The sequence below is a fragment of the Pseudogemmobacter sp. TB195 genome, assembly GCF_058313095.1.
On sequence record NZ_JBZEGG010000115.1, the window covers coordinates 1 to 686 of the forward strand.

Annotated in this window: 1 protein-coding gene; it reads left to right on the plus strand. The window is 52.9% G+C overall.

The annotated features are described in order from the left end of the window. Nucleotides 1–521 (plus strand): DNA methyltransferase (locus tag AC4FS3_RS28900; RefSeq protein ID WP_491023403.1); only part of this gene is annotated, 521 nt, incomplete at its 5' end. Between the last annotated feature and the right edge of the window lie 165 nt (nucleotides 522–686).

A 686-nucleotide genomic window follows, 5' to 3' on the forward strand; every position in this document is an offset into this window, starting at 1 on the left:
GGTACGCTGACCCTTACGACAAGGGCACTCGCAAGGATCAATATACCGGCAGCTACGGAGACTTTCGCCCCGTACATGTTAAGAGCGATGGCGCTCGGTTTCCAACAGACTCCCTCTATTGCAAGACCGCAGAGAGTGAATCTGGTGGTGTAGTGTGGCACCCTACTCAGAAGCCGGTTGCCCTTGGACGCTATCTCATTCGAATGTTCACAGCACCTGGCGAACTGGTTCTCGACAATGCGTTTGGAAGCGGTAGCTTCCTAGTCTCCGCTCTCCTCGAAGGGAGAGACTACATCGGCATTGAGAAGAACGAAGAAGTCCACAAGTTTAAGAGCGCTCCAATCGATTACATAGAGGTAGCGAAGATGCGGTTGGCCGAGGCAAAGAGGATGATGGAAAAGCACTCGTCTCCCTCGATGAAAGATATTGAGCCGGCTAGCCGTGCAGTGCCTGCCAAACGACGCGGGCTTATTGATGTTGATGATGTGATCGGTCCAGCGTTGCTGGGTTCGTTCCGTTGATGGCACTCGCAGTCTATAATGAACGATCATGGGCCATTGATCTGATCGGATACCTTAAGGGCATCGCCCATAATGAGGTCCGTGCTGTTCGTGATGTAAGCGGCGAACAGACGATCACCGACATGTCGGGCAGCCTCTTTCCCGACGTTTTGCTGTTTGGTGATC